Annotated in this window: 27 protein-coding genes; 18 read left to right on the top strand and 9 right to left on the bottom strand. The window is 34.4% G+C overall.

The window, feature by feature from the left end; translation table 11 throughout:
- The first annotated feature begins 62 nt into the window (after nt 1-62).
- The 4 genes from BM161_RS10285 to BM161_RS10270 all read left to right on the top strand — a co-directional run bounded on the left by BM161_RS10285 (nt 63) and on the right by BM161_RS10270 (nt 5563).
- Nucleotides 63-2225, top strand: a complete 2163-nt coding sequence (locus BM161_RS10285; RefSeq protein WP_074932436.1) for an AAA family ATPase — start codon at nt 63-65, stop codon at nt 2223-2225.
- Between the two features lie 15 nt (nt 2226-2240).
- Entirely contained in the window at nt 2241-3419 is a 1179-nt protein-coding gene (locus tag BM161_RS10280) for a hypothetical protein (protein WP_074932435.1), read from the top strand.
- Between the two features lie 90 nt (nt 3420-3509).
- Complete coding sequence (locus tag BM161_RS10275) at nt 3510-4685, top strand: hypothetical protein (protein ID WP_074932433.1); 1176 nt, start codon at nt 3510-3512, stop codon at nt 4683-4685.
- Nucleotides 4686-4702: 17 nt separating this feature from the next.
- Nucleotides 4703-5563 carry a hypothetical protein gene (locus BM161_RS10270; RefSeq protein ID WP_074932432.1) on the top strand — a complete coding sequence of 287 codons (861 nt, stop codon included), beginning with the start codon at nt 4703-4705 and terminating at the stop codon, nt 5561-5563.
- A 30-nt stretch (nt 5564-5593) separates the two neighbouring features.
- Here the strand turns inward: BM161_RS10270 and BM161_RS10265 are convergent, their stop codons facing one another.
- Nucleotides 5594-5944: a hypothetical protein gene (locus tag BM161_RS10265; protein ID WP_074932430.1), complete on the bottom strand. Its 351-nt coding sequence runs from the start codon at nt 5942-5944 to the stop codon at nt 5594-5596.
- A gap of 110 nt (nt 5945-6054) precedes the next feature.
- Between BM161_RS10265 and BM161_RS10260 the strand changes: the two genes are divergently transcribed.
- Complete coding sequence (locus tag BM161_RS10260) at nt 6055-7119, top strand: helix-turn-helix transcriptional regulator (RefSeq protein WP_074932429.1); 1065 nt, start codon at nt 6055-6057, stop codon at nt 7117-7119.
- Here the strand turns inward: BM161_RS10260 and BM161_RS10255 are convergent.
- Entirely contained in the window at nt 7108-7311 is a 204-nt protein-coding gene (locus BM161_RS10255) for a LysR family transcriptional regulator (RefSeq protein ID WP_074932427.1), read from the bottom strand. The genes BM161_RS10260 and BM161_RS10255 overlap by 12 nt on opposite strands.
- Before the next feature lie 159 nt (nt 7312-7470).
- On the opposite strand from BM161_RS10255, the gene BM161_RS10250 reads away from it, so the two are divergent.
- On the top strand, nt 7471-8106 hold the full coding sequence (locus BM161_RS10250) for a hypothetical protein (RefSeq protein WP_074932425.1): 636 nt from the start codon (nt 7471-7473) through the stop codon (nt 8104-8106).
- A 4-nt stretch (nt 8107-8110) separates the two neighbouring features.
- On the opposite strand, the gene BM161_RS10245 is transcribed toward BM161_RS10250, so the two are convergent.
- On the bottom strand, nt 8111-8761 hold the full coding sequence (locus BM161_RS10245) for a pyridoxal-phosphate dependent enzyme (RefSeq protein WP_244882790.1): 651 nt from the start codon (nt 8759-8761) through the stop codon (nt 8111-8113).
- Between the two features lie 38 nt (nt 8762-8799).
- Between BM161_RS10245 and BM161_RS10240 the strand changes: the two genes are divergently transcribed.
- The gene (locus BM161_RS10240; RefSeq protein WP_074932422.1) at nt 8800-9150 is read left to right on the top strand and encodes a hypothetical protein; all 351 of its coding nucleotides are present in this window, start codon (nt 8800-8802) and stop codon (nt 9148-9150) included.
- Between the two features lie 373 nt (nt 9151-9523).
- Here the strand turns inward: BM161_RS10240 and BM161_RS10235 are convergent, their stop codons facing one another.
- The 3 genes from BM161_RS10235 to BM161_RS10225 form a co-directional block, all read right to left on the bottom strand.
- Complete coding sequence (locus BM161_RS10235; protein ID WP_074932421.1) at nt 9524-10336, bottom strand: hypothetical protein; 813 nt, start codon at nt 10334-10336, stop codon at nt 9524-9526.
- 73 nt (nt 10337-10409) lie between these two features.
- On the bottom strand, nt 10410-10664 hold the full coding sequence (locus tag BM161_RS10230; protein ID WP_074932419.1) for a helix-turn-helix transcriptional regulator: 255 nt from the start codon (nt 10662-10664) through the stop codon (nt 10410-10412).
- Between the two features lie 81 nt (nt 10665-10745).
- A complete protein-coding gene (locus BM161_RS10225) occupies nt 10746-11576 on the bottom strand; it encodes a hypothetical protein (protein WP_074932418.1) in 831 nt (276 codons plus the stop codon).
- A 153-nt stretch (nt 11577-11729) separates the two neighbouring features.
- Here BM161_RS10225 and BM161_RS14400 point away from each other — a divergent pair, with 153 nt between their 5' ends.
- From BM161_RS14400 to BM161_RS10215, 3 genes are read left to right on the top strand one after another with little or no spacing between them, the layout of a single operon-like run.
- On the top strand, nt 11730-11882 hold the full coding sequence (locus BM161_RS14400) for a hypothetical protein (RefSeq protein WP_177206234.1): 153 nt from the start codon (nt 11730-11732) through the stop codon (nt 11880-11882).
- A gap of 7 nt (nt 11883-11889) precedes the next feature.
- Complete coding sequence (locus BM161_RS10220; RefSeq protein ID WP_143090542.1) at nt 11890-12597, top strand: hypothetical protein; 708 nt, start codon at nt 11890-11892, stop codon at nt 12595-12597.
- A gap of 13 nt (nt 12598-12610) precedes the next feature.
- Nucleotides 12611-13561, top strand: coding sequence for an SLOG family protein (locus tag BM161_RS10215; protein ID WP_074932415.1), 951 nt, complete (start codon nt 12611-12613; stop codon nt 13559-13561).
- Nucleotides 13562-13620: 59 nt separating this feature from the next.
- Here the strand turns inward: BM161_RS10215 and BM161_RS10210 are convergent, their stop codons facing one another.
- Nucleotides 13621-14625, bottom strand: coding sequence for a helix-turn-helix transcriptional regulator (locus BM161_RS10210; RefSeq protein ID WP_074932413.1), 1005 nt, complete (start codon nt 14623-14625; stop codon nt 13621-13623).
- 188 nt (nt 14626-14813) lie between these two features.
- On the opposite strand from BM161_RS10210, the gene BM161_RS10205 reads away from it, so the two are divergent.
- Genes BM161_RS10205 through BM161_RS10170 form a run of 8 tightly spaced genes read left to right on the top strand, consistent with a single transcriptional unit; the run spans nt 14814 to nt 19498 of the window.
- Nucleotides 14814-15749, top strand: a complete 936-nt coding sequence (locus BM161_RS10205; RefSeq protein WP_074932411.1) for a hypothetical protein — start codon at nt 14814-14816, stop codon at nt 15747-15749.
- 2 nt (nt 15750-15751) lie between these two features.
- Nucleotides 15752-16165: a hypothetical protein gene (locus tag BM161_RS10200; protein WP_074932409.1), complete on the top strand. Its 414-nt coding sequence runs from the start codon at nt 15752-15754 to the stop codon at nt 16163-16165.
- A 20-nt stretch (nt 16166-16185) separates the two neighbouring features.
- Nucleotides 16186-16890, top strand: coding sequence for an SIMPL domain-containing protein (locus tag BM161_RS10195; RefSeq protein ID WP_074932407.1), 705 nt, complete (start codon nt 16186-16188; stop codon nt 16888-16890).
- Between the two features lie 48 nt (nt 16891-16938).
- Entirely contained in the window at nt 16939-17331 is a 393-nt protein-coding gene (locus BM161_RS10190) for a hypothetical protein (protein ID WP_074932406.1), read from the top strand.
- Nucleotides 17332-17709, top strand: coding sequence for a hypothetical protein (locus tag BM161_RS10185; protein WP_074932404.1), 378 nt, complete (start codon nt 17332-17334; stop codon nt 17707-17709). It abuts the gene before it with no gap.
- Nucleotides 17709-18188: an HAD family hydrolase gene (locus BM161_RS10180; protein WP_074932403.1), complete on the top strand. Its 480-nt coding sequence runs from the start codon at nt 17709-17711 to the stop codon at nt 18186-18188. The genes BM161_RS10185 and BM161_RS10180 overlap by 1 nt, the downstream gene beginning before the upstream one ends.
- A 3-nt stretch (nt 18189-18191) precedes the next feature.
- Complete coding sequence (locus BM161_RS10175) at nt 18192-19232, top strand: ATP-grasp domain-containing protein (RefSeq protein ID WP_074932401.1); 1041 nt, start codon at nt 18192-18194, stop codon at nt 19230-19232.
- Nucleotides 19233-19255: 23 nt separating this feature from the next.
- The gene (locus BM161_RS10170; RefSeq protein ID WP_143090541.1) at nt 19256-19498 is read left to right on the top strand and encodes a hypothetical protein; all 243 of its coding nucleotides are present in this window, start codon (nt 19256-19258) and stop codon (nt 19496-19498) included.
- A gap of 47 nt (nt 19499-19545) precedes the next feature.
- Here the strand turns inward: BM161_RS10170 and BM161_RS10165 are convergent, their stop codons facing one another.
- Both BM161_RS10165 and BM161_RS10160 read right to left on the bottom strand, forming a co-directional pair.
- Nucleotides 19546-20214 carry an endonuclease/exonuclease/phosphatase family protein gene (locus tag BM161_RS10165; RefSeq protein ID WP_074932398.1) on the bottom strand — a complete coding sequence of 223 codons (669 nt, stop codon included), beginning with the start codon at nt 20212-20214 and terminating at the stop codon, nt 19546-19548.
- A 58-nt stretch (nt 20215-20272) separates the two neighbouring features.
- Complete coding sequence (locus tag BM161_RS10160; protein ID WP_074932397.1) at nt 20273-21037, bottom strand: hypothetical protein; 765 nt, start codon at nt 21035-21037, stop codon at nt 20273-20275.
- Nucleotides 21038-21069: the final 32 nt, after the last annotated feature.

Raw genomic sequence — 21069 nt, 5'->3', positions numbered from 1 at the left:
ATGATAGGCCTGCACACTATATTAAATAATATCCTCGGAAATAAAATAAGGAGTTACTGTCTATGATTATGAAAGAAACAAATACAATTTTGTCTGCAATTATTACTGCATCAGAAAAGTTGGAAGGTTCTAAACTTGAAGACTCTGTATTAAAAGAAATAGAAGGGGAACTTACCCGAATTGCTGATTACATTGAAGCAGATGAAATGTCTGCAATCTTTTTTACTATTATTTTTGTTTTGCAGAATCAGCGCCAGTCTACTGTAAGTATGCATGATATAGCAGAATTTCTGGATTATTCTTTCCTATATATTCTTGAATATCGTAAAAAGATTGATGAACTTGAAAAGAAGAATCTCATTCATATGAGGGAGCAAAGAAATGTTAGTCCTCATCCGGAAAACAATGGCTACCAAATTTCCGGAACCGTTATGAATAATGTTATTGATAACGAGCCTATTATTTTTGTAGAAGATGAAGAAAAGACAACAGAGTCTATACTCCATGAACTTACATTTATCCAGTCAAATTATCTGGAACATGTAATGAACTATAATGAGTACACGAGACAGCTTGCTACAGCAGAAAGAAAAAATGCGGATTTTGAGGTTGTTAAGACTATTAATAATCTATTCCCGGATGATTTAGATACACGCTCAATCCTTTATTATTTGAGTCTTTGTACAATTCTTGATACCAACTTGTTCGAAGAGGAGGGACGAGAATCCGGAAAATTTCCTGTTTTCTTAAGGCTTATAAGTCCTCAGAAGAAGTATGCCAGAAGAGGTGCTCTTTATGATGATTCAGATATCCTTATTAAGAAGAATCTCCTTGAACGTTTCTACGAGGAAACAGATGAATATCGCAGACGAAGAGCTGTAATGAAAATAAACTTTAAGCTTAGTACAAATGGAATTAAAAAAATCTTTGGAAATGAGGCTAAACTGTATATAAAGAAGGACCTTGAAAAGACAGAAACTGATAAAACAATAGATGCTCTTCGCGATTTCAGCTATGAATACGAGAATGACAGCGAAGGAAAGTATACAAAATTATACAACCTAAGAAGAACTGAGAAGAAATATAAGACATTAACCTTTTTCAAAACCCTTCAAAATATCATTACTAAAGATGAACATCGGTTCATTGTATATGATATAACAAAGGATTATCTCTCAGGTGAAAAATCTGACCTTCCTGCTACGCTGAATGATATTTATGGTCATACACCAGTTTATTTTTCAGAGCTTCGTTCTTTACTGGATGATAAGCATGTACTTGTAGAAAAAGGCCTTATCGAAGTTGAGAAAAGCGAAAACATCGAAAACAGTCGAGTTACAATTACAGATAAGATACTTGAACTTTTATATGGCGAGAATGCAGATATTTATATTCGCTCTGTAACTGGCAGAAATATCATTGAAAATGAAAAGATAAAAGTAAAAGAACTCTTTTATTCGGATACTGTCCAGAAGCAGATAGATATGCTCCGTGAAAGTCTGGAACAGAAGAAACTTGAAGCAATGCAGGAACGCCTTGCAAAGAAAGGTCTTCCAAAAGGTGTTGCTGTTCTTCTTTATGGTGCACCTGGTACTGGTAAAACAGAAACCGTTTATCAGCTTGCAAAGCAGACAAATCATAAGATTTTTCATGTTGATATTGCAGAATCAAAATCAATGTGGTTTGGAGAAAGCGAAAAGAAAATCAAAAAGATTTTTACCGACTATAAATTACTTTGTAAGAAGTGTAAAAGCCACAATGAAAATACTCCAATTCTACTTTTCAATGAGGCTGATGCTCTTATTTCAAAACGTAAGGATATAGATTCTGGGAGTTGTGCCCAGACAGAAAATGCAATTCAAAACATTTTGCTGGAAGAAATGGAAAAACTGGAAGGCATTATGATTGCCACAACAAACCTTTGTGAGAATATGGATAAGGCTTTTGAACGCCGATTCCTCTTTAAGGTGAAGTATGAAAGACCAAGCCTGCAGGCCCGTGAAAACATCTGGCGAACAAAAATGAATAATCTTGGCGCAGAAGATATCACAAAGCTTGCAAAAGAGTTTGATTTCTCTGGTGGTGAAATTGACAATATTGTTCGCAAGTGTGAAATGAACGAAATTATCAAAGGTACCCAGCCAGGCTACGAAGAAATTGTAGAGCTTTGTAAAACAGAACGCCTCGAAAATGCAGAAGAGCGCAGAATGGGGTTTTGTGGGTAAGTAAGGAGGAAGTTTATGACAAGGGAAGAATTAGACAAGAAAATTGAGGAAGCAAGAAAACGTTCAGAAGTACTCTCTCAAACAGAAATTGATGAACTTCTAAAAGCAATTGCAGCTGGGGCCGAGGATTTATCTTCTATTCGAAAGAGTCGTAAAATCAAAATCTGTGATTTTGAACGTCCGGATAAATTTTCAAAGCAAGAACTGAGGGATATTTCGAATGTTTCTGAAATTTATGCAAAAGAAATTAAAAGCTTTCTTGCTTGTGAATATGACATTAATGCAATGGTTCAAATTGCGTCTGTGGACCAGCTTACCTTTGAAGAACAAGTTCGGTCACTTCCAACGCCACTTCCTTTCTGTACATTTAGATGGGGTGAAGGGGCTGGGATGCTTTCTCTTGATCCAGCTCTTTTTTACGAAGGCTTCTTTAATAATTCGATAAAAAAGAATCGTAATCCAAACGGATTCGAGCAGAAAGTTTTTTTCAACTACATATATAAACCTTTTGAAAAGATTCTTTATGAAACCTACTCAACAAAAGCTGGAGCTCCTCTTCCGGAAATTACAGCTGCAAAATATGAAAGTAATCCTGTGTTTGCAATGGGCGTCTGTCAGCCTGGTGAAATGGGTGTATTTATTATGTTTGAAGTAAAAATTAGAAAGACAGAAGCTTTTATGTATCTCTATTTAAATGCAGAATTTTTGGAAGCCCTTAGAAAAACAAATTTCTTCTCAACTTATGGTGTTGCAAATTATGTTCCTCTTTCTCGACCAAAACCAAACACAATAGTGGAAGTCGGATGCTTCCATCTTGAAGAGGGAGAAGTGCTTAAAGAAAAATATGTTTACCAGTTGAATAACCTCGCAGGTAATCCGCTGCAGGTTTACAAAGATGGTAAATATGTTGGTGATGGTGATGCTGTTGTTATTGATGACAACAATGGGGTTCGCATTACAACAAATCCAGACAAGCTTGAAGAAAGAAACGAACCCGATTTTTACAACACGAAAGTAATTTTTGGCGGACTAATAACGCCCGAAGATTATAAGTTCGAAGAAGGATGCATTCTAGAGCTGTGGGAATATAATTGCAAACCAATTAAAATTGAAAAGGCTGGAAAGACTATTGGTCTGGGAGAGATTGTTGTGGTTGGTGAAAACTTCGGAATAAAGGTTACGCAAGTTTTGTAGCCGAGAGAATGTGAATATCACCAAATGATATACCCATCTGCTATGTTATTTGTCACTGGCCGTTAGTGGTCTTCTTCAGGAGGCATAACAGTGGAAAATACAAGAGAGATTTGTAAAACAGATGCTGAGGTTTTCTTAGACTTTGTTCAGTTAAAAGATTCCGGCTTTGCCTTCTCATATGCAAAAACAGAAGATGGTATTTCTCAGAAATATGTTAATTGTAATGGAAGGGTTTTTGGACCTTATGATTCTGTGAATTTGTTTTCTCATAGTATAGAATCTGCAGAATGGGCTGCGTATAAAGGGGAATTTGAGTTATCTTTTAAGAATAATGGAAAAGAATGTAAAACAGAAAAGAAGAAAGAAGACGGCAGCCCTGGAGTCCTCTCTCAAGAGGAAATAGATCTATTGCTTACTGCAATTGCAGATGGGGAAACGTCTGCTCCGGATGAAGAATATAATGAGGAGACTCATGTTTTAAGGCTTAATAAAAAGAATCAGGAATTTTTTATTACAGATAATAAAAAATATGGTCCTTACTATTCGATTCGTTCCGCTCAGCATCAGAAAGAAGATTTTTTCCAGTTTATATATCGAAAAAGAAAGAATTCTAATAACTGGTACTATAACCTGAATGGAAAAGAAACAGGTCCCTTTCATGGAAGTTTTTCCAACTGTTATTTTGATGAACAAAATCGTGCCATAGTAGATCAACTTCCATATAATTTTATTCTGATAAACGGGGAAAAGGTAAAATGCTTTAATGAACGCTTCTATTATTGCAGAATTGATGAAAGAAACGGACATACAATTATAATTGGAGAAGACTGTGTACGTCAGCTACATTTTAAGTACGACGGTATATTACAGGATTACCCGGTAAAGAATATACATGTTCTTGACAGTGGGGATGTAGTCTATAGCAAGATTCAGGGCAAAAGCGAAACCTGGTTTTATAATGATAAACAAATTTCAGTTCCTGTAAATGGCGTTTCTTCCGAAATTTATGATTCATTAATCTCGTATAAAAGAAATGACATTCCTTATTTCACTCTTAAAAATACAGAATACAATGGCATGTCGATTTCTGATATCGATGAGGGATTCGTTTTTCTGGATAATCATAGCATCTGTTTTATTCCTTGGATTGTTCCAAATTATCATCGCATAGTAGATGGAACCATATCAAATGAAGAATACAACAGAGCGCGCGAAGGAAATTATATTTATCTATACAACACAAACCGCCTCGCCGGTAGAGATTAATTCAGGAGGCATCGTTTATGACAAAGGGAACAGAAAAATTAGTATTATCAGTTTTTGAGTATTTTGTAAAAGCCGCGTTGAAGGTACAGAAGGAAGGCATTCTTGTTTTAGAAGAGCTTCGTTTAGATAAAGGCCTTACAGAAACTGGAGAGATTTTGTTTAACCGAAAGGTTGATAAGTTCATAAACTGGATGTTAGGTTTTATTTTGGATGGAGTATATTCCCAGGAAGCGAATCAAGATCTTTTAAAATCACTCAGTAGATTTAGTAGTAAGAGAACAAAAATAGGTTTGAATGTAGCTTCTGTTTGCCTTGACTGTATTGCTAATGGGACAGATCTTAATAAACTTGTTGTGCAAACTTGTGTTTATGTGGGTGTAGAAAATCAGCCTAAACTTTCGGAATTAATTAGAGACTTGAAAGCACAAACTGCAAAAGACTTTGAATATAAACTGACCGAAGAACAGAAGAAAAGAATAGTTGAAACAAATGTCTTTTTTAAGATGAAGGAAGATGAGTGTAATACCATTCTGAAGCAGAAAAACGAAAATCTGTGTGAACTACATTTAAGGGTTCCAGAGTTCAAAAACCAATATGCTTATATCAGACTAGTGTTCAAACCAAAAGGCCGCACCTTTGATGAAGCCATGTATTCTTGCGCTATTCCAGAATCGAACAAATATCAATTTCAACGTTCAAAGGAGATTTATTTTATAGGAGATATCCCGGTTTGTTATTCAATGTATGGTTTCTGGAATAGTCATAACAACTGTGGCCGCGATATAAAAAAGTTTATGGCACTGACAGATGATATCCCGAATAATGTAGAGAAGTATCTGCTTATTCAGAGTTCAATTAGCCTTGAGTCAGAAGAATAATCTTTAGCAGCTTACGTTTTTGTTTGAATGTTAAATCTTCAGACAATTATCAGATTCTGAACTATATATGCATAATTCAGGCGAGAAGGGGAGATTCTCGATTTGTGATTGTATAGCGTCTTCCATTACTTTAACATCATCTTTCTTACCGCCAGATTTTAACTGATTGTACTGATTTCTTAGTCGCAGATTTTCTTGAATTATTTCCAGAGGCTTTTCATAGGGTTTGAAGAGAATTAGAGTTTCGGATGCAGAAAAGTTTTTAAGTTTTTCTGCCAGTCCGGTATCTTTTATCATATCTGCCCAGATTCCGACAAACTTCCATTCCCATTCGTTTTCCTTGTGAATCATAGTAGATTTCTTTGTAGTTTGATTTTCCATAATATTCCTCCAGTATGTTTTACTATTTAATATAGAGCCTACTACTATCATTTAGTGATATTCTTTTTTTAATTGATGAATATGGGCTTTTTACGTGGTATAATAGCTTTATGGCAAAAGAAGAAACTCGTCAGTCTGCAAAGGAAACGCTTAGACTATTCCTTTTGGATTCTCTTTTTCAGCAGGAAAGATATTTTACAAAAGCAGAGCTTACAGAAAAGCTTGAAGTCTCTATTCCAACTCTAGATCGTGATATACGTCGCTTGCGTGATGATTTTAATGCACCACTGGAATATAACTCAGAAAAAGGCGGATATCATTATTCAAGTAAACTTTTTAGGCTTCCATCTGTTTTTGTTCCTGAACAGGAAATGCCTGCTTATTCAATGGTGCTCAAACTTTTTGAACAGTTTCAGAATACGCCACTTTATACTCCACTTTTGAATATTTGCGAAAGCTTTGAGAGTCCTATAAAGACTGATGCTATTGGAAGCGGTCAGGTCGATTTTAGGAGTACTCATCTCGAAGAAAAGCCCTGGTTCGAAACCCGCATCGTTATGGGAAAACGTTCTGTTGCTTCTGTTGATGAAACCAATTGGGATATAATTCTAAAAGCCTTGCAGAATAACCAGGTACTCGAGTTTGATTATGAAAATGTACGAACAAGTAAAAAAGGTTATTCCAGAAAGATTGAACCTTGGCAGCTGATTTATGATTCAGAGCAGTGGTATCTGCGAGGCTACGCTGAGGATCAGAATAATCCAAATGTAAAGAATATCAGAAACTTTGTTGTTCCCCGCATGAAGAATCTCAAGCTTCTTCCTCAGCATTTTAAATTACCCGAAGAAAAAATATGGCGTCTGGATGAATACAACGTCGGCTCCTTCGGCGCTCTTGCTTCAGACAAAATCGAAGAATACAAGTTCATCTTTCAGGGCACTGCGCTGTATTTTGCAGAAGCAGATTTCGCACCGAATAAGAAGGTTGAACCCTACAAAGGCGAACATGCTCATAAGGATGGGGCAGTACTAGTCAGCTTTACAAGCAACCAGCCTCTTGGAATCTTACGCTCTTTCTTTGCCTATGGCGAAGACATAATTCCTCTGGCGCCACAGGCCTTTGTAGCTGAATGGACGGATACTGTAAAAAAGATGGCAAAAAGTTTAGGACTCTAATATTTTATTCACAAACACAGGTATAACGACTAGCAATTTTTGGAGGGTAGTTATACCAAAGCCCCGCTCCCATTCAACATCATGTACGGCACTTGTAAGGGAAGGCTGAGAAATAAAAAGTTTTTCTGAAGCCTTATTAAGAGAACCCGCTTCCTCTACACCAATTATGTAGCGTATTTGCTGAAGTGTCATAGTGATGTCCTGTAAATATATTTTTACCTATCTATTTAGTAGGTTATTACAATTTACTTCTTGTTTCCCTCTTTGTCAATTATCCCAATCCCTAAAATTTGACATAAATAAGAAAAAGATTATATTAATATATACATTCTTTTGACACGGAAGGAAAATATGTTTTTATCTGATAAAAAAGAGCTGGCTAAATTAGAAGAATTAGAAGAAGTAAAAGAAAATCTTAAAAACTATTATTTTATTATTGTAATGGATTTATGCTCTTCTTCTGTAATTCTTGAAAAACTTCAGAATTCAGGAAATATAAAAGTCTGGCGCAGATTCTGGAAATCAATTTTTAACACACTTAGCAGAAATCCATATTTTTCCATAAGATGTAAACCCTATAAATTTGTTGGGGATGGTTTTATTATTTTATACCGCCATCAGTTTGCAGACAGCCTTTATGAATTCATGGAAAAAAGTAATCAAATCTTTTGTGAAACTCTTGAAAAAATCCTTACTGAATACAAAATAGAACCAAAAAGATTCGGCTTTGCCTACGGAATAGACAGAGGCCGCCTTATTCATATGAATCTTTTAGGGAAACATGAATACATGGGCGAAGCAATTAATGCTGCAGTACGTTTACAAGGTCAGCTAAAGGCCAATGAAGATGCCAATTCCATTATGATTTCAGACAATGTATTTAAAATGATAAAGGTTCCCGAGAATATAAAACAAGTTGAAAGAAAATGCATTCTAAGGAACCTTTACGACGATAAAGAATTAAACTGCCGTCAAATCTGGCTGTAAAACCCTATACCTTGAATAAATCTGTACTTAAATATCTTAAACCGGTATCTGGAAAAACAATTACGATGTTTTTACCTTCATACTCAGGGCGACGGGCAAGTTCTGTGGCTCCCCAAAGTGCAGCTCCACTTGAGTTCCCTACCAGAATACCATCAGATTTTGCTACAATTCTGGCTGCTTCAAAAGAAGGTTTTACAGTTGCAACAAGAACTTCGTCGTAAACACCGGTAGTGTTGCGGACTGTTATTGGTACACGCTCTTCTGGTACTTCAGTAAAGTTGTGTATTCCGGTAAGAGCAGTAGCTTCAATTGCAGGCTCAACGGCAATTACTTTTACATCCGGATTTTTACCCTTTACATAATCACTTATTCCACGGATAGTTCCACCGGTTCCAACCGCACTTACAACTGCGGCAAGGTCTCCTTCTGTCTGTTCCCAGATTTCTGCCCCAGTTGTATCGTGATGGGCCTGAGGATTTTTTGGATTTATCATCTGATCTACAAAGTAGATGTTTTCGCCGGCAGCCTGGCGGTCGCGGATATGCTGCTTTAAAATATTTGTTGCTGCAACAAAGTCTCCGTTTGTTGTTTTTAATGCTTCCTGAATTTCTGGAACATCACTTATTCTGCTAACATTTGGTATAACGACTAGCAATTTTTGGAGGGTAGTTATACTATATATGGAGGTTCGGTATGATACAAGAAGCATATAAAAAATTTATGCATTTGTTTAATGATGCTTCTTGGTGTGGAATACTATTTATATCATCAAATGCAACACAAAAAGCTAAACAAGTTCTTAAAGAAGGTTTAAGTAAGAATGCTAATGACCTTGTTGAAATTTTACCTTCAATTCCAATTGAAGATATTAAGTCATTTAAGGACTATGATTTTCTCGTTAAGCGCTCTACTGAGCTTATCGACCGAGTAGCTTCATTAAAAGAGTGCAACGCTTTCATCGAACAAACAACTCCAGAAGAACAATCTTTAATACAAACAGCTTATAGCAATATAGTACAAATACATGATATTATTACTAAATAATATATGCTTGAGAGCTTAAAGATTTTAGAGTCTCTTATTGAGAAACGTATTTCTGTATAACGACTGGAAATTTTTGGAGGGTAGTTATACGTTATGTTACAGAAAGAGAAATACCTTATTTAAAATAAAACGGGCTTGCCTCTACAGGCAAGCCATCGGCTGCGGAGAGGATACAACAAGGTATCCCCTCTACAGATATAAATATAAATGAAAATAACATAATTATCAACAATTTTATTTTTGAATCTTTGTTAGAGTATAACGCCTTGGAAAAACTCGCAATTGAAACTTATAAAAAGTTTAACAATAGTTTTGAGGGGTAGGACGACACTTTTTTTACATCGACGGTTTTGTGATTAGAACACTAATTGAATCAAAGGAAACTTTCCCAATAGTCATCAGGAATAACTCTGTAGCGTTTGGGAAGTTTTTGCTGAATAAGCTCTGTAATTTCACGGCTTATGGTTTTGAAGTATTGTCTGGTTTCTTCATCCATGTATGGATTATCTGTTCCGGAATTCAAGACATTTTCTTGTAGGGTTGTGTATTCAGTTATGAGTTCCTTCATGCCTGGCACTATTAGCTTACCGTAGTTTTTATATTTGATAAAAACATCCTGATTATATGAAAAGTGTTCGTTGTAATTTGAATAAAAAGTTGAATTGAAATCAGGACTAATTCTTAGAATTACTGGTTTTCTTTCTGCATAGTCTAATCCCATGTAGCCGTCCATTTCAGCACTGTATCCATAGAAGGAAAGAATATCTCCTGTGTTAAGAAATAATCCTGCTCTTGAATAATAATCTCCGCCCTCTGGGGCGTATTCCTCTATGCTTGGATGAGTTCGAAAACTTTCAGAGAATGGAATTGCGCGAAAAGTTTCAATATATTTTCCTTTCACTTTTATAGTAAATTCATTTTCACGCTTTGGAAAATGTGCATTATACCAGATATTGTATTTCGACTGGAATTCATAACAACCAAAGCTTGTAAGTTTATTTGCAATAACAAGAGCCCGATTATCTTCAAAAACAATGTAGAGTTCTCCATCGATAAAATCACTCATGCCACTTGTATGATAAAGAGCCTTTATACGAGTCTTTCCCAGTTGACTGATTACTTCCTTAAAATAGCTGACGAGTTCAGTATAAGTATTAATTTCCAAAATTTTATCTAAGATTTCCATACTTGTATGATAAGAGTATCTTTCTCAAAAGTAATTAAAGTTATACTTGAACTACTTTTGGAAATTCCAGTTCTTATTCAAAAATCAAAATCTCATCCATTGGTTTGTTAAAGAGTTCGCTTAGGATTTTTAGATTTTCGAGTGAAGGTAAGGTTTTTCCGCTCTGCCAATTATACACGGCCTGGACAGCTTCAAATTCCATAAACTTTGCAAGTTTTTGAACAGACATACCTTTTTCTTCCCTCATGCTCTTAATATTCTGACCTGTTTTTACCAGATTAATCATAGGGTGAAAAACAATCTTGTTTTCTTCAATGTAGCGATTCATAGTACTTACCTCCGTATAGTTTTGATTACAAGGTAAGTGTAGCCTCAACTACAAGTTTAAAGGTATCTTCAGAGGAGACATTTAGTGCATTTTAAAACTTCCGATTGGGTTTTCCCCCAATTTATAAAGACATTCATTTAATTCGAACATGTTGTATCGTTGGTGTTCTATAAAGTACATTATAACTCTGTCGTATAAATCATCTGAAAATGCATTTCCTGCACGACGCAATAATTCTGTTGTATCTTCCAGGTTTAACTTCAAACCAAATGCTAATTGAATACATGCTTCAAATTTAGGATGCTTTGTATAATTAGATATAATTTTTGAATAGTTTTGCCTTGTCATTAAAACAGGTTTATAAATATCTGCAGGTTTTAAATTTAACTCATTTTTCTTTGTAATTATAAACTCACTAACTGTTTTTTCAGGAGCTTTTAAATAATCTTGCAATGCTTGCTCTAAGTCTTTTAAAACTTCTTCTTTTGATTTTGATTCATTAATTAATTCGAGAGCTATTTTTGCACAACCAGGATAATCTTTTCTATATTCATCATCGAATTCATCTATATCTTCTAAATCATCTTCTGGATCATCAAATGGAGTCGCTTCTTGTAAAACACCTCTGGAATAATAACTTTGGGATTTCGCAACAAATATATTTTCTGAATTGTCTAGAATCTTATTGTTACCAATATAGTAATTTTTGAAAGCATTAATTATGTCAGGAATGGAGTTTTGCTCCAGAATCTCTTCTGGAAAATGAAAGTCTTCTTGATAATTTACTGTATATTCAAGAGCAGATTTTTTATAATCACCTGTGTTGTCTTTTTCTATGTAGAATATAAATTCCTTGCCTTCTTTCTTAAGTTGTTCTAATACTTCTTTATACGCTTTATCTACAAAACTCATATTTTCATTGTAGCACTATTCTAGTCATTGAACTATTGCTTTAATGTAACTTATATATTTCAGTGATTCCTCATTGTTAAGTTGATAAATTCAAGCATCACTTTAATGCTTTCTTACACTTATAAGGCTAAACTAATAATACAGGAGTTAGCTATGAGTAGATGTTATTTTTTGAAGACCGATTATTGTGTTGATTTTATTGGAATGCAAGAAACACTTGAAATGCTCCATCATGAGTATATTACCGCCTACAAAGAGCTTGAACCTTCAGCTGGAGAAAGGTCAGTAGCTTGTTTTATATATTAGAAACTAAATGGGAGTTATTATGGAAAATCAATATAAACTAAATACCTTGCGACACTGGTATCTTGCTGATTATGAATGGAAGGGTGAAAAAGTACTGCTGGTATGGGGACAGTTTTATAATAGGCCAGGCTTCTATGAGGGGATGAATGGTCATACTTCAATAGTTCAATCAATAAAAATCAATCAAGAAGAAAAAGAATATGAAATTCAAACTAAGAATAACTTGTATCACTGCTCTTTTGATTCCTGCTTTTTTGAAAGACAAGATGATTCCCCATATAAACTTCCAGAATATGAAACAATAAAGGCAGAGTATTACAAACCTGTTAATACAGAAGGAGTTTCTACAAATGATATGATCCTTGTTGTAGCAGATTACAATGATTATTATTTTGAAAGTTTAATATATCAAAATCCCGATGGCTCAAAAGGAAAATATTCTGGTTATCCTCATATTGGAATGTTTACAGATACATTTTTGATAAATGGAGATAGAGAGCCTTATGAATATGATGAAGAATCTGAATATATAGATATCCGTTATTACGTTGATGAAGGTAGCTTTGAGTTTTATTCTCTTGATACTGGCGAAAGAAATCTCTGGATTGAAAACCGCGGAGATTCGACCTTATATATTTATGGTTGTGGTTCAGAAATAAAACTGGAACCTGGAAAAAGAGTTCTGGCGTTAAAGAAGAAATACAGTAGTGTATAAAGAGAGGTAAAAGATGAAATTGTTTGTATGTGGAAGCCGAACAATAACTGATAAAGAATGGATTTATTCAAAGATTGAAGAATGCATTGCTGATAATCATTTTACTGATATAACTCTTTTTAATGATAATTTACAAGGTGTTGATTCAATTGCCAGAGAATGGGCAGAATCTCACAATATATGTATAAAAAACTTTCCACTTTCTGTTCCTGATTCTCCACACAGTTTGTTTTATAAAAGAGATGATCGTATGGTTCAAGAATGTGATTTTATGCTGAATGTATGGGATGGAATATCTTCAGAAAGTTTTAACGATATTATAACTGCTGAGAAAAATCAAAAACCATATAAGCTTTGTTTGTATACTGAGAATCAATCTTATGCTGATGCTGTTAATTCTACGCTGCAGAAACATAAGAAGCTTCTATTTTCTCCTTTGAATGCACGCGCCATAAAAAACAAATTCCAGAGTATAGTAAATCAAACTTTAGCAAAGCAAATCATAGAAAAAACATCTTCAGGAACTAATATAGAACCATGGTGGGAAGAAGGTCATAATCCGGGTTCATATTTCTGGGTATTTCCTGTACGACAAACTCAAGATAAGACTCCTGATAATTGGGGTGGTTGCAAATGTTATATTGAAGATCAAATCTCAATAGAGGAAGGAGTTGTAGAAGATTATTTATATAATCAGTTTCTTAAGCCATATTTTGACAATACTATTGAATACTCTTGTCGTGTAAGGACATACGATAAAGAAGAAATCTCATTTGACTGGTATGATTATAATCTTTACACCTATGAAACTATAAGAAAAATGGCAGCCGAAATGAAATTATATTCTAACCAAAATTCATTAACAAAAAAAGAATCTGATTTTTACAGTACACTGGCAGACCGTCTTCTTTTGATGATGGAACGGAATCCTGATTGGGATTATATTACCTTTGAAGGACCATAGACTTATAAGGAACTAAGATTGTAAAAGAATGTAGTGAAGAGGGTGGGACTAAAATATTATCAACCATTCGCTAGAATTGCTCTCGCAGCGTCTTGTACACACTCTTTCAGCTTTGGGGGATTTAAAACCTTTGCGCCGCCTGTAAAGGACATAACCCATGAAGCGACCTGACTAAGCTGGTTTGTTTCAAAAGAAAGATATACAGTACCATCTTTATTCTCTTTTATTTTCTGTCCGTCATGCCAGGTTCTTTCCATCACATAAGTTTTCAATCCCTTCACAAACTCAATTTCAACCTTGTATTTTTCACCGCTGTTTCCCCAGGCACCTATCTGAACATCAATGTGGTCTTCAAGCTTAAAGTCTTTCGGAATTGAAAACTTCTTTTCAGTGACCTTGCAGTTTTTAATTCTAGGCATTGCATAAAGTCTTATAGCCTGAGCATGATGAGAATATCCCAGAAGATACCAGCTGCCTTTCTGGCAAATCATGTGATAAGGATCAAAAAGTCTTTCTTCATAATCAGTATTCTGTGCTGTCTTATATTCCATCTGAAGAGTGCAGTGAAGCTTTGTAGCTTTAAGAATGTTCTCAAAAACTCCTTCTTCAAGTTTTGTGATTGGATCAGAAATGAAATGAACTTCGTTATTAATCAAAGCAGAATCTACTGTAATATTTTGCGGTAACATTTTAATCAGTTTATTCATTAAGTTTCTGTAAGATTCTTCAAGCGGAGTATTCTTATACTGTTCAAGTAATGGGAGTATCGTAGAAAGAGTAAGCAGTTCTCCTTCGTTGAGCATTACTCTCTGGAGATAGAAAGTAGGGTCAGTATAATAATATCCATTCTTCTGAAAGTCATAATCAATTGGAGCATCGTAATCATTCTTCAAAATCTCAATGTAGCGTCCGATAGTACTTCTGCTAAAGCTCCAGCCATATTTTTTATTTAGTTTGTTAACATTAGGATATTCACCATTAATGATGGACTGGTCAATCTTCATGATATAAGAAAGTATGTGAGTAGCATTCCTTTGAGGAACTGTTTCTTTTTTCTTAGCCATAATCACTCCTAGTTGTTATAAAAAATTATATCACATTTTTTTTAGCCTGTCGCACTAATTGCGACACCCCTTGATTTATAATTAAAGCGATGATAAGGAGATGAGTAAGGCCGCTGGCGGCCGGTGATAAATTGCAAAGCGTTAAAAAAATTGCAAAAGCAATTTTTAGCTTTACCATAGGAGGACTTATGAACGCACAGATTTTAATTAAGACAGCCAACGACTGGTTTGAATTCACAAAGAGCAAAACAGGTCAGCTCGATTTCGTTGGTAAGTGGGAAAAGAAAGATCAGCCAAATGTAGACGGCGCACAGAAGCTTGCTTCCAGTACTTATTACACACCAAGCTATTATGTTTATGTAAACTCAGCCCTCAACTGTAATCCAGTAATTTATGTAGCTCCAGATGTAGATGTTTCAGACAAAAATCTGTTTGATTACCTTGTACACATTGGACCACTTCTTGCTGCTGTAGAAGCAAAAGATTCTTTACTTGCAGGTGAACTGTATATCCGACGCTCAGAAGTTTTTGAACTGTTCTCTCAGGTAACAGAATACATACTTGAACCTCTTAGTGTTGAGATTCTTTTCTCTATGTGCTATGGCCGCATGCAGGAAACAGAACCTGAAGAGCTTGAACTTGTTTATGATTCTGCAATCGAAAAGCTTGATTATGATTCATCACGCGAAAGTATCGACCAGGCTTTTATCCGCTACTTCAAGAAGAACTCTGCAAAGTTTACGCTCCCTCTCGTTGGAACTAACTTCTATAACTGGGAACACGATTCAGTTCCTTATGCACTCGGCAAACTTTGCAATAACATCAATCCGGAAGAGCTTTCCACTGATGCTAAAAAAATCCGCAAAGCAAAGCATGACTTCTACGAAAATCTTGAAACAGTTGTTCAGGCAGAACCATACAACCAATATGACAAGAATTCAATTCTGGTAACAATTGAAAATCCTGTTGCAAAAATCTCAGGTAATCCAGGTCTTGAAAAAGCCGGTCACATCAGAGCCCTTGCAGCAAAGATTATCCGCGAAGCAAAACCAAAGAAGATGAACTACGGCGGAAAGCTTGCAAGTCTTTCTGGCAACAAGATTGTAGTTGAACTGGAGTTGTAACTATGGATGGTTTCATAAGAACAACAAAGCCGGCATTATCAGGCCCAGAAAAGGTTGCGATACTGCTGGCTGAAATTGGTCCGTTCTTTAATTCAAACTACGATGAGCTTTTCGAAAAGCTTCGCCTTTCCACAAAAGAGATAAAGAAAATTCGAAAAGCCATGCAGAAGCTCGGCCGCTATGCTCCGGCCTATGCCCCATCGTATGAAAAAGGAATGGAGCAAATTACAAGAGAATCATCTGTATTACAGGAAGCCCTGGATTATGGTGCCTGCCGTGGAATACTTTCAAAGCATACAAAGATCCAGGCATCCCAGAAATCAGTAAAACAGATGATGCCAGACAAAATTAAAGATATGGCTAACCAGAATTCTGATGATGTTGCTAAGGTTATCAGAAGCTGGCTTGGAGAATAAAATTATAAGGAGAATTAATTATGGAAAAGAATCGCGTAATAACAATTAAGGGAATTGGTTCATTAGATGTCCCTGTAGATCTGATTAAAATAGATTTTACACTTGAAGAAACCAATAAAGATTATAAAAAAGGACATGAAAAGTTTGATAATTCTATTATAGAATTACAAAATATAGTAAAAAGTCTTGGTTTTAATGAAACTGACTTAAAAACATCAGACATAGTAGTTAAAACGGAATATGATAAAAAGAGAAAAGGGGGAAATTATATTGATGTATTTGTTGGTTATAAATTTTTAATGAGTATGACTTTAAGTTTTGATCTAGATTCTCAAAAACTTGGTGAAGTCTTCACTGCACTCTCTAATAGTAAGGCTGCTCCAAAAATTGAAGTAAGGTTTACAGTAAAAGATGAAGAAAGTGTAAAGACAAAACTTCTAGGTAATGCAGCAAAGGATGCAAAGGACAAAGCATCTGTTCTTTGTGAAGCCGTGGGAACAAAACTTGGGAAGCTTATCAATGTAAATTATAACTGGCGTGATTTAGATTTATATTCATCAACAAGATATAGAAGAGATGACTTTGATGATGATGATACTGATTTTCTTGGTAGACGTATTTGCTATGACCGAATTGAGTCGGCAGAACTTCATAGATGGAATTTTACTCCTAAAGATATTTCTGTTGAAGATGAAGCTTATTTTATCTGGGAAATTATAGATTAATTATTTTTCTAAACCTAGTGAAAAATAAATATTCAGGAGGTGTTACTTATGTTTGAAATTATAATCGATGTTCAAAATTACTTCGGAAACAAAGAGATTTTTACGTTTTCTGATGAAGGAAAATCAGGTTTAATTATACATGAAAAAGGCAATTTCAAAGATACTGATGAACTTGATAGAAAAACAATTTCAAAAGCAGACTTTGAGAATATCATAAAAGCTTTTTCCGAAGTCAATTTTACAAAAGTTTTTAATGAGCATTCTGACCTCATAGGCTTAGATGGCTGGATTCTTATCTGTACAATCAAAAAAGGTACTGTAAATATAAGTGCCCAATTATGGTGTCCAGTCAAAGATCCTTCAATGCCAGAAACTACTAAATTACTTGAAGCATGCGAGCTTGTTTGTCCTATATTTGAATTAGATGGAATGGAGTCTTAGATGAACTTAGAAGAAGCAAAACAATACATCTCTTCAGTTCGCTGGCAATATGCCAAAACCTACATTACTGCACCTCACGAATATACTGTATTAGACTGGAAGCCAGAAACAAAACAGCAGATGATTGATTTTGCCGATTTCATCTTAGCTAATGGCTACAAAGAACAATTCTACAGTAAGACATATACAGTCCTTCAAATTGGTGAATACAAATACTGGACAATGGCTTTTCCAACAGATGGCACAACCTTAATAAATCGTACTTTTATAGATGAAGAGCGTAAAGCAAAAATTATAAAATTTGTTCAAACTCCTGCCTTCAAGCACGTTTATAAGATGTCTCTTGAAGATGTAGAAAAACAAATGGAGAAAAAATAATGAAACTATATCTCGACATGGACGGTACTCTTGTAGATTTTGTATCTCAAGTAACTAAATATAACTTCTGGCGAACAGATAAAGAAAACAAAGTTGACTGGAAAAAGGTCAAAGCAATGGGCCCTCGCTTCTGGTCAGAAATGGACTGGATGCCAGGAGCAGAAGAAGCTTTTACTAAATTGCAGGAACTTGAGTCACAGAAAAAACTTGCTCTTTACATTTTAAGTTCTATAGATTTTGAAGATGGCCGCATAGGAAAAACTGATTGGATTAAGGAGAAAACAAACTTCCCTCTTGAAAAAGTAATCTTTTGTCTGGAACCGGAAGATAAAGCAAAATGGGCAGATAAAAATTCATGGCTTATAGATGACAGAAAAAAATCCCTTGAACCATTCGCTTCTGCCGGTGGTAATATAATTGAGTTTACTGGAAATTGGAAACTAATAATTAAGCAAATAGAATCTCTTATTAGGGAATAAAATATGACTTGGATAATTGAAAACGAAGCTTTTGCGGGTGGTGATATTTTACTCCCAGCACTTAAAGCTCTTAATAAAGATGTAATTCTCTGGGATGACAATTTCTGGAATACAGAAGAATATAAATCCTTTCCAAAAGATTTTATTTTTCACGGAAGCCTTGGGAACTTGGATAAGCTTTGGAATAAATTTCCTTTCCATCCTGGTCTCACTTATAATAAAGTAACCTTTTCATATTCAACAATAGACGAATATTTTCATGACTATCTTCTAAATAAAGACTGCATCTTTACTTTTATTTCAGAAGTATTAAATAAACCTGATTTATTAAAAGAATTAAAAACCGAAACAATATTTGCACGTCCTGACAGTCCTTTAAAAGAATTCAGTGGAAGAATTCTTCCTTCGCAAAACCTAACGCCAGCACATTTTGATTATGGTTTTTATCATGATGATATTAATCTTCAGATTGTACTTGCTCCATTTAAGCCAATTGAAAAAGAATATCGGTTTATTTGTGTTGGAAATAAAATAGTCACCGGATGTGAATATATTGCTGATGGACGCAAAGCCGGCAGGACTGTTATTCCAGAGGATAATGAGCCCGCATTTATATTTGCACAAAAAATTGCAGATAAAGAAAAGATTCGTGAAATAGCTTATGTCATTGATGTTTGTTTCAGTGATAGTAAATATTACCTGGTTGAAATGAATCCATTCAGTGGTGCAGATTTATATCATTGCGATGCAAAAATAATTATAGAATCGATTGAGGAACATATAAGAAAAGAAAAAGAACGAGATGTTTTTGAAGAATCTCTAAAAGTAGAAGATGTATGGCATGAAGACCATCGGTTTGAGAATCAGATTCTTTCCAGATGTCATGGAACTTGTTTTACATATATTATGTTCGAAGATGGCCTGTATAAAGTGGAGGTATATCTGGACTGCGGAACTGTAGATATGGCAGCCTGTAGAAGTTTTACTTCATTAGATGAAGCAAAAGAATTTTCAGAAAAACGAATGCTTCGTTTAGATTCTTGATAGAAATAATAGATTTTTTTGACATGAATGAATTTGAATTAAGAAAAGAACTTAGAGTTCGTATTCAACAATATAAGGATGTAGTATATAAAGAAGAAACACATAAATATAAAACTATAAATTATTCATCTCTAAAAAAACGTCTTATTGAATTAAATGAAATGCAGGATACCTTAAATCATTATGACGTAAATTCATTACCAGAAGAAATTATTGATTGTTTTGAATCCATATTAAAACTTCAAGACTGTACTCGCATAATATAAGGCATTAAAGTTTATTAAGGTTGTTATAATACATAACTAATCCAGTCTCATATTTCAATAACCTGTCCAATATGATCACTAAATTTCTCTTGAGGATTTTCAATAAAATAATAATTCTTTACAGTTAATTTTGAATAAGTATAATCAAGAAAAAATGGATTATCTTTTTTGAAGTGCATATAAAAAGTATTCCGAGACTCATATCCTATTTTTTCATTTGCGTTTTTATGATAAACACTATGAAATCCATTCTCTGTTAGCATTTTATCAATTTCTAAAATATCAGCAGCTTTATTTGGAGCATTTTCTTTATGATACAAATTAAAATCGCCGGTTATAATGCATTGAGCATATTTCGAAAAGTGAGGGGTATATTTATCAATAATCTCTTTTGCTAGTTTTGTATAAGTTTTATTTTTTTTATAATTCGTAGGCCAGAATCCCAAGATTAAAATATCATCACAAATTAAAGGAATTGCATATGATAATGCTTTATAATCATCTTTGAACCAATCAGGAATGTTTAGGTCACCTTTTTTCCAGATAATTCCCAGTCCTTTTGAAGAAATAGCACCAAGGTATTCCATTGTATATTCATCTGGAAGAGTAATGTTATTTGCAATTTCAGGAACAACATAGACATCAGCATCTAATGACAAAAGAAAGTCAACTTTTTTTTGTGTACACTTGTTTATATTATAAGACACAATTTTCATAAATTTTTACCATCCATAAAATTATACTACATAAAAAAGAGATAAAGAAATATTTCTATCAAACAACAATATTTCTTTTATCATCTGGAATCCTATCCTTGAAAATACGCAATGTATCAAAGAAGTCTTCATCTTCATCAGGATTATCTGCTAAAATCAGAATTGTATCATCAAAGAAACAAACTTCGCAATCTGTATCAACTGCTCCCATAAGAGTCAGGACTTTTATTTCTCCTTTATAATTTCCAGATTCAGGAAGCTTTTTACATTTAATGGATTTGCGATCTAACTCATAAAGGTATTTGACTTCTGGTCTGGCTTTTATGGTACTTGGAATTTCAAAAAGGCATAAGGTATTTTCTTCTTTTTCTTTCTGCTTTTTCTTCCATTCTAGGTACTCTTCCTTCGCTTTTTTTTCGCTTTCTTCCCAATCCTTCTTAAAATCCGGAAATTTTTCTAAATCATAATCAAATGGCTCGTTATGAAAAACGAATAAATCTTTGCCTTTGTAGTTATCGTAAATTGCTTTTATTTTGGGAGTGTTTGGATAATGTTCTTTATCTGCTTTGTATTCAGCAAGGATAGTATGAAATTCATCAATCGTTATAGCATGATTATTAAAGCATTCTGTAATTTTGATTCCCGGCATTCCAGGGAAATAAGTTTTTAGTTCTATGTTTACATATATCCATGGGCAGCTTTCATAATATCCATGAGGACTAGCAGTATGATATCCTTTTTTATGCAGATAATTTAAGAACTTCGGGTACAGATTATAATCATAAACTAACAATACATGATTCCCTTTTCCAATCCTTCCCATAACAGCCTCCTGGTATTTTTAATTATAACACA

The organism is Treponema bryantii, assembly GCF_900113965.1.
GTDB lineage: Bacteria > Spirochaetota > Spirochaetia > Treponematales > Treponemataceae > Treponema_D > Treponema_D bryantii_A.
Note: the sequence above shows the minus strand (reverse complement) of the source record. Positions and strands in the feature narration are given on the sequence as shown.